The sequence below is a fragment of the Acinetobacter sp. UBA3132 genome (assembly GCF_002364825.1).
Taxonomy (GTDB): Bacteria; Pseudomonadota; Gammaproteobacteria; order Pseudomonadales; family Moraxellaceae; genus Acinetobacter; species Acinetobacter schindleri.
Map to the genome: position 1 here is coordinate 1 of NZ_DEZM01000077.1, position 7,588 is coordinate 7,588.

The window sequence follows — 7,588 nt, forward strand, 5'->3', positions numbered from 1 at the left end:
AATACAACTTATCCCAAACAAATTGATTCCTTCTCTGGGTACTAGGCTCTAGCTCCTCTGTCTTTTTATATTCATCTGCGATTAAAGCGAAAGTATTCTTACCTGATTTAATCTCTTCATCATTTTTCTTCAGAATTGCTGGATCTATATTTTGAGCAAGTAATTCTTGATATTCTGTTCTTTTTGCTCAGGCATTTAGTAACGATATCTCTGGGTATGTCCCCAAAGAAATACTATTACGCTTTTTAGTGATTGGGCGAGCATAGTCTAATCTTCAATAGGAATTGCCATTTTTATCAATAATAAAAAAATAGTCCTTTACCATCGGCAAGTTTAATTTGAACCTTGGTTAATAATTTTCTATGTGAATTCACAGATGAACGAATCTGTGTATCTGTCAGATTTACAATTACTTTTGGCATTTTTACGGTAAGCCTTTGCAATAATTTTGAAATTCTCGCAAAAATTACCGCAAAAACCTTAGATAACCTAAAACACCTTCGGACAATATCATACAATAGAAATACGTAAACTATTTATTTTGAATGATTTTCGTATTTATTTGGATGAGGTGAAACAGTGAAATGGTGCGCTCAGCGGGACTCGAACCCACGCCACAGGCTTCGGAGACCTGTACTCTATCCAGTTGAGCTATGAGCGCTTATATGAGGAGTGCGCACATCATAACAAAAAATCGCATAAGGTAAACAACTATATATAAGCTAGTGATTTTAGTGACTACGCTTTGAACAATCTTCTCACACCTTTATAAAAGAATTCCCACTCAATCACTTGGCTTATTTATACAGATCACTCACAATATCTCAATTTTTCACCATTTGAGATCTCCATGACTGATGCATTGACCTTAAGGGATTTGTCAAAGACCTATCGCAATGGCTTTCAAGCATTAAAAGGTATTAATCTGGATGTACCAGAGGGTGAGTTTTATGCCCTGCTCGGCCCGAATGGTGCAGGTAAATCTACAACCATCGGCATCATTAGTTCCTTAACAAGAAAAACCTCTGGGACTGTTGAGATTTTTGGTCACAACTTGGATACCCACCCTTCTGAAGCGAAACAGTGTTTAGGCGTAGTACCACAAGAATTCAACTTCTCCCAGTTCGAGAAAACGTTCGACATCCTTGTTACACAGGCGGGTTATTACGGTATTCCAAAGAAAATTGCTCAAGAACGTGCCGAAGAATATTTAAACAAACTGGGTTTGTGGGAAAAACGCGCTACACAGGCACGGATGCTTTCAGGCGGGATGAAGCGTCGTCTGATGATCGCCCGTGCCATGATGCATGAACCAAAACTGTTAATTCTGGATGAACCAACGGCGGGTGTCGATATCGAGCTGCGTCGCTCAATGTGGGACTTTCTGAATGAGGTGAACAATAAAGGCACATCGATCATTCTGACCACTCACTACTTAGAAGAAGCAGAGATGTTGTGTCGCCGGATTGCAATCATTGACCGTGGTGTCATTAAAGAAGACACCACCATGAAGAACTTCCTCAATCAGCTAAATGAAGAATCCTTTATCTTCGATCTGGCCGAACCAATCGAACCTCTCCAGCTCGATATTATAGGGGTGAAGTTTAATCTGGTCGATCCAATGACATTGGAAGTCACTTTAGATAAAGCACATAGTATGAATGAACTGTTCCAGTTACTCGAAGCACAGAATATCCAAGTTCGTAGTATGCGTAACAAATCCAATCGTCTTGAAGAATTGTTTGTGAAAATGGTTGAGAAAAACCTCAATGGAGCTGCGCAATGAATTTAAATCAGCTTGGCGTTGCCCTCTATACCATCATTTATAAAGAAATCCGCCGCTTTATGCGGATCTGGCCCCAAACCCTGCTTCCACCTGCCATTACCATGACTTTATATTTCGTAATTTTTGGCAATCTGGTGGGTTCACGGATTGGAGAAATGGGCGGCTTTAGCTATATGCAGTTCATTGTGCCCGGTTTGATCATGATGGCGGTCATTACCAACAGTTATGCCAACGTATCTTCCAGCTTCTTCAGTTCTAAATTTCAAAAGAGCATTGAAGAACTGATTATGAGTCCGGTACCGCTACATGCAATCCTGTGGGGCTATGTTCTAGGTGGCGTGGCACGTGGTATTTTGGTGGCAATTATTGTGACCAGCATGAGTCTATTTTTTACTGACTTATATATTACTAACTGGTTCGTCACTATATATACAGTACTCGTTACTTCGCTACTGTTTTCATTGGGTGGCTTTATTAATGCGGTATATGCTAAATCCTTTGATGACATCTCGATTATCCCCACTTTTGTGCTGACTCCCCTGACTTATTTGGGTGGTGTATTCTATGCCATCAGTGTTTTAAGCCCTTTTTGGCAAAATCTCTCTTTAATTAACCCGATTGTCTATATGGTGAATGCATTCCGTTTCGGCATTTTAGGTCATAGCGATGTCAATGTTTCCATTTCATTGGCTGTGATTACCTTCTGGTGTGCTGTCTTATACGGTATTGCTTACTATTTATTGTCTCGTGGTTCAGGAATGCGTGAATAATGAGTGTAGAACATTCTCTTCTTGGTAAAGACACCAACTATCCAACAGAATATCAACCCGAGATTCTGTACCCAATCTCACGTGCGCCTGCGCGTGAGAAATATGCTCATATTGAAGCAATTCAACAAGGTACGGACTGGTGGCATATTTTTGAAATATCCTGGTTAAATGCTGCCGGTGTACCACAGGTCGCAATTGGTCGAATGACTTTACCCGCATCTTCTCCAAACTTGATCGAATCCAAATCTCTTAAGCTGTATTTCAACAGTCTGAATTTTGCCAAGTTTGAGTCTAAAGCAGCTTTTATTGCGACAGTCGAACAGGATTTATCTAAAGCCGCTGAAGCGGACGTAAAGCTAAATCTGTTCCATGTAGATGAGCTGGACATTGCCAAGCCTGAAGGAATCTGCCTGGATGAACTGATCCCAGAACGTCTGGAAAATCATCCTGATGCGACGTTATTGGCTCTAGATAATGAAAGTGATGAAAATGTCGAAGTTCAGCTTTATTCACATTTATTAAGAAGTAACTGTCCAGTCACTGGACAACCGGACTGGGGTACAGTATTTATACGCTATCAAGGTAAAAAACCTTGTTATAAGAGCATATTGGCTTATATTATTTCGTATCGTCAGCACAACGGTTTCCACGAACAATGTGTGGAACAGATATTTGCCGATATCTGGCAAAATCTAAAACCGGAAAAGTTGATGGTATATGCGACCTATACACGCCGTGGTGGATTGGATATCAACCCTTGCCGTGTATCGGACTTTACATGGATGCCTCGCCCTATTCGTTTAGCGCGACAATAAGAAACATTGAGGTTTAACGATGCCTTTTTTTGGATTTATTCCTTCAGCAGAACTTTTAAATACAATTCAGACTGCACAGAAAAATAAAAACTCTAGCGAACCGCTGTATCCACTTCGTGACAAAACGGCATTAATGATCAATGATGAGATCATTGATGCCATTTTGACTGAACTTGTACGCAAGTTCCCAGCAAGTGATAAGCGTGATACTGCGGAAAAACTGGCAGGATATATCAAGTCCACGGTAGCAGTCTTGCTCAAGCAGTTATTGGGCAAAGCTCCCAATGAGGTGGTACGTGAATCCATTGCCTTTTCTGAACGCAGTCTGTTTAAGGATCCTGAAGGCAACATCCGTATCGGTGAATCTCTGGATGCCAATCTGGTCACTAACCTTAAGTACCAGTTTGCTGAAGTAAAAGCAGGCAATGAAATCGACAAACAGACCTTGAGCAATCTCTATAAGGAGTTTGGTGAGGCGACTGTGCGTCATTTCATGGTGGATTTTAACAAAACCCTGGATCTGGGCATGATTAAACGTAAAGCGGCGGATATCGGTGCTTCTGCAGTGATCAAGGCAATCAACATTGCTGCGGATAAAATCATCCTGAAATTAAATAAGGATGAACTAAAGGCAATGGCGGAATACCACGATACTTTGTTCTACTCTTAATATAAGTTGATCAAAAAAGCCTGACTAATGTCGGGCTTTTTTATTGCCAATGAAATAGCTTGTTACAGTAAATGCATCTTCACAAGAAAAATGCGTTAAAAATAGCCATACTTTGTCTCTTTTTGTCAAAGCAGTTGGATGTCATTATCCAGTCAATGTTATCTTTAATAGTCCTGAGCAATTGTGTTCTGTTTACAAGATTTTATCGATTTTTTGCCTCTTTTTTCGGGCATAAATAGAAGTGCAGGATGCCCCCTGTTGCCAACTCATTCATGAAATTGGAAATCACTGTCAGATGTTAAAACCACATTTTTATAAAAAACTTAAACGACTTTCTCTGGTATTCGCTGCACTAAGTTTTAGTAGTTTTAGCCAAGCCAATGATTTCCAAACGCATCCCTCTTATTCCGCTTTTAAAATCAAAACCATGCAACAGTATGGTTTAAGTAATGAACAGATTGACTGGGCCATGAATGGTACACGCAATTTGCCGAATGTGCTGAGCATCATGAGTCGTCCAGGTGAAAGCAAACCGTGGTATAGCTATAAAACCAATTTTCTGGCTGAAAGTACCATTCAGCGTGGTGTGCGTTTTAAACAGCAGTATGCCGATACCCTGAATCGTGCTGAACAGCAGTTTGGTGTACCACAAGCGATTATTCTTGGGATTCTGGGAGTAGAAACCGGTTTTGGTAGCAACAAAGGTTCTTTTATCACCCGTGATGCATTAGCCACTCTTGGATTTAATGGTGATCGCCGCAATGAATACTTTCAGGATGAGCTTTCTGCCCTGATTGCCTGGTCGTATAAAGATGGGGTGCCAACCAACTCCGTAGTGGGTTCTTATGCCGGTGCGATCGGTTATCCCCAGTTTATGCCAAGCAATATTCCCAAGTTTGGTGTCGACTATGATGGCAATGGTCATATTGATCTTCGTAACTCTGCTGTGGACGCTATTGGTTCAATTGCCAATTATCTGGCTCAGCATGGCTGGCAACGCAACCAGCCAATTGCTTTCCCTGCACGTTATGTTGGTTCAAATCCGGATGCAATAATTGCCAAGGACCTAACCCAGCCAACACCCTATGGTGTATTAAAAACTCGAGGAATTAGTCCTATGAATCCGATCGTAAAAATCGACGATCTGGATTTAGTCAATGTTATTCAATTGCAAGAAAATTATGGACCGATTTACTATATTACTTATCCAAATTTTCAGGTGATTACCACCTATAATCGCAGCCGAATGTATGCCACTGCTTTGTGGTTGTTAGGTACAGAAATCGTGAGTCGATAAGGCTCTTATTTACCGCAAGACACAAAAGTCAACAAATATTTATGAGAAATAGTTCAAATTCTGGACTTTTTTCATATATTGTTACAATTATGGTTATTTTTTAATCAATTATTGTTTATTTTACGTTCTTTTCAAGACTATTTTAATTAAAGACTAGACAGGCTATTGCCGGCATGAATATTATCCATTTCGTCAAATGTAGTTGCATAAGTTAAATATCAGGCTCGTTTACTTGGTTTTTCAGCACTTTAGATTAACCTTTTGAACCCGCTGCTAGGAGTTGATTCGATGCATTCTTCAATCAAATACTTAATGGCCATTGCCACGACTGTCACACTGACGCAGTCGCAGGCAGAATTGGTCCAGTCATCATCATTAAATAATGATAATGACCGTTCGCGTGTTGCCACACGTGTTCTGAATCGTGAAGCTCAAAGCTTCAATTCAAACTTTACAAATTTAAACAGCCTTTCAATCACTGAGCGTTCTGGCGATAAAGTTCGTCGTGAAACGATTGCAGCTAAAATTGAAATCCCTGAAGATGAGCCTTCAGTGATTGAAAAACTGAACACTGTTGCTTCCAACACAGTTCGTAAATTCAGCCAGACTGGTACAGCATCTTGGTATGGTCGTCAGTTCCACGGCCGTAAAACGGCTAGCGGCGAAACTTTCGACATGAACGGAATGACTGCAGCTCACCGCAGCCTCCCATTGAATTGTTACATTCGTGTGACTAACAAGAACAATGGTAAGAGTGTGGTAGTGAAAGTAAATGACCGTGGTCCATTCCATGGCAACCGTGTACTTGATTTATCTTATGGTGCAGCCAAGCAAATTGGCATCACCAATGCGGGTACTGCCAAAGTTAGTATTGAGCGTGTACAAGGGCCAAACTCTTAAGATTTAGCTTATTAACGCATTTGACCAAAAGCCACAGATAATGTGGCTTTTTTTATGGAATGATTTGCTGTGCTTAAATTAGAACTTATTTCGGATGTACTGTTACTGCGCTTATCCACCCTGCTCGTCTATTGGTCTTTCTCCAGTAAGCTGACTTCCTGACGAGTGCGTTTTGACCACCACCCTGTTCTGCTTTATATTTTAAGAAATAGAAGCAGCAGGAGTGGAAAATGAAAACTGTAACGGAATGGTTTGATGAATACAGCGACAGTCATCAGAACAAGACTAATAAGCTGATCCACTGGGTCTGTGTGCCCACTATCTATTTTTCTATTATCGGTATTCTTGCTCACTTCAGTGCATTACTCACTGCATTACTGGTTGTCTTGGCAATGATCTTTTATACGCGTCTTGATATTGTATTGGCGGTTGCTATGGCAGCACTGACTTTAGTTATGGCCTGGTTGATCTGGATCCTGCCAGTCGGCGTCGGTTTTTATATCGGGCTATTTGTTTTTGCCTGGGTTGGCCAGTTTTATGGGCATAAAGTGGAAGGTAAAAAGCCTTCTTTTTTTAAAGACCTCCAATTCCTTCTTATTGGCCCGATTTGGTGCATGGATGCCTATCTAGGTAAAGTAATTCCTTTTTGGAAAAGTCGCCAAATAAGCGAAATGAAGCGCATTTAGCACTATTTCTCATTTTCCTTCATGGGAAGGACCTTATTGATAGGTTCTTCCTTGATATTTTAACCAGCCGTCAATGTGTTTTCGACCTGGATCATGATGGGTCCAATGAATGACACCTCCCTTTTCGCTATATTCATATTCACCAAAAAATTCGACCACGTCGCCTTTTTGAATATTTGGAATCCGCGGTGCCAGATCAATATTATGAGCGACCAGCACGGTATGGCCATTGTTCAGTTCTAAAATAAACTTCTGATGACGAGACCCTTCATTATCATCTTTTAATATCGCAATCACCTCGCCTGCACCTTGAACCTGAATATCACTTTGTCTTTGCTGATAAGCCTGTTGTATACGTGCAATACCCGTATCTACCGTATTAATATTTGCACGATCAGGCTGCTGTTTATGTTGTTCAGTAGCTTCCTGTACAGGTGTGAAAGTATTGGTCTGTTGCCTGGACTCAGAAAGATCAAGTCCCAAATAAGCAGCAACCAGTAGTACGATGACTGCCCCAATCCCTATATTTGCTTTATTTGCCATCATTCTCCCCTGATCAGTAATGCCTTAATCATAAAAAAAGCCCCATTAAATGGGGCTTTTTCTAACTTTTACCTAAAGGTAAAAATTATTGAGCAGCAGCAGCTTGAGCAGCAGCAACTTC

Annotated in this window: 8 protein-coding genes and 1 tRNA gene; 7 read left to right on the forward strand and 2 right to left on the reverse strand. The window is 40.7% G+C overall.

The features are described 5' to 3' along the window. Nucleotides 1–585: 585 nt before the first annotated feature. A tRNA-Arg gene (locus tag B4033_RS03570) sits at nucleotides 586–661 on the reverse strand. A gap of 189 nt (nucleotides 662–850) precedes the next feature. Here B4033_RS03570 and B4033_RS03575 point away from each other — a divergent pair. The 7 genes from B4033_RS03575 to B4033_RS03605 all read left to right on the forward strand — a co-directional run bounded on the left by B4033_RS03575 (nucleotide 851) and on the right by B4033_RS03605 (nucleotide 6,924). Then, nucleotides 851–1,786: an ABC transporter ATP-binding protein gene (locus tag B4033_RS03575; RefSeq protein ID WP_286832146.1), complete on the forward strand. Its 936-nt coding sequence runs from the start codon at nucleotides 851–853 to the stop codon at nucleotides 1,784–1,786. Next, nucleotides 1,783–2,556, forward strand: a complete 774-nt coding sequence (locus B4033_RS03580) for an ABC transporter permease (protein WP_004815236.1) — start codon at nucleotides 1,783–1,785, stop codon at nucleotides 2,554–2,556. The genes B4033_RS03575 and B4033_RS03580 overlap by 4 nt, the downstream gene beginning before the upstream one ends. After that, nucleotides 2,556–3,371, forward strand: coding sequence for an NADPH-dependent 7-cyano-7-deazaguanine reductase QueF (gene queF, locus B4033_RS03585; RefSeq protein WP_286832148.1), 816 nt, complete (start codon nucleotides 2,556–2,558; stop codon nucleotides 3,369–3,371). Before B4033_RS03580 ends, queF begins: the two co-directional genes overlap by 1 nt. Nucleotides 3,372–3,390: 19 nt before the next feature. Next, a complete protein-coding gene (locus B4033_RS03590) occupies nucleotides 3,391–4,041 on the forward strand; it encodes a hypothetical protein (protein ID WP_071320395.1) in 651 nt (216 codons plus the stop codon). Between the two features lie 295 nt (nucleotides 4,042–4,336). After that, entirely contained in the window at nucleotides 4,337–5,338 is a 1,002-nt protein-coding gene (gene mltB / locus B4033_RS03595) for a lytic murein transglycosylase B (protein ID WP_286832151.1), read from the forward strand. A gap of 288 nt (nucleotides 5,339–5,626) precedes the next feature. Then, on the forward strand, nucleotides 5,627–6,238 hold the full coding sequence (locus B4033_RS03600) for a septal ring lytic transglycosylase RlpA family protein (RefSeq protein WP_004815231.1): 612 nt from the start codon (nucleotides 5,627–5,629) through the stop codon (nucleotides 6,236–6,238). Nucleotides 6,239–6,468: 230 nt separating this feature from the next. Next, complete coding sequence (locus B4033_RS03605) at nucleotides 6,469–6,924, forward strand: DUF962 domain-containing protein (protein WP_004815228.1); 456 nt, start codon at nucleotides 6,469–6,471, stop codon at nucleotides 6,922–6,924. Nucleotides 6,925–6,957: 33 nt separating this feature from the next. Here B4033_RS03605 and B4033_RS03610 read toward each other — a convergent pair whose 3' ends face one another. After that, nucleotides 6,958–7,467 (reverse strand): DUF3465 domain-containing protein, encoded by a 510-nt coding sequence (locus B4033_RS03610; RefSeq protein WP_286832154.1) that lies wholly within the window; start codon nucleotides 7,465–7,467, stop codon nucleotides 6,958–6,960. Between the last annotated feature and the right edge of the window lie 121 nt (nucleotides 7,468–7,588).

Bases quoted from the DNA above. Each gene is read 5' to 3' on its own strand.
- B4033_RS03590 (WP_071320395.1), top strand. From the start codon at position 3,391: ATGCCTTTTTTTGGATTTATTCCTTCAGCAGAACTTTTAAATACAATT.
- mltB (WP_286832151.1), top strand. From the start codon at position 4,337: ATGTTAAAACCACATTTTTATAAAAAACTTAAACGACTTTCTCTGGTA.
- B4033_RS03600 (WP_004815231.1), top strand. From the start codon at position 5,627: ATGCATTCTTCAATCAAATACTTAATGGCCATTGCCACGACTGTCACA.
- queF (WP_286832148.1), top strand. From the start codon at position 2,556: ATGAGTGTAGAACATTCTCTTCTTGGTAAAGACACCAACTATCCAACA.
- B4033_RS03610 (WP_286832154.1), bottom strand. From the start codon at position 7,467: ATGGCAAATAAAGCAAATATAGGGATTGGGGCAGTCATCGTACTACTG.
- B4033_RS03605 (WP_004815228.1), top strand. From the start codon at position 6,469: ATGAAAACTGTAACGGAATGGTTTGATGAATACAGCGACAGTCATCAG.
- B4033_RS03580 (WP_004815236.1), top strand. From the start codon at position 1,783: ATGAATTTAAATCAGCTTGGCGTTGCCCTCTATACCATCATTTATAAA.
- B4033_RS03575 (WP_286832146.1), top strand. From the start codon at position 851: ATGACTGATGCATTGACCTTAAGGGATTTGTCAAAGACCTATCGCAAT.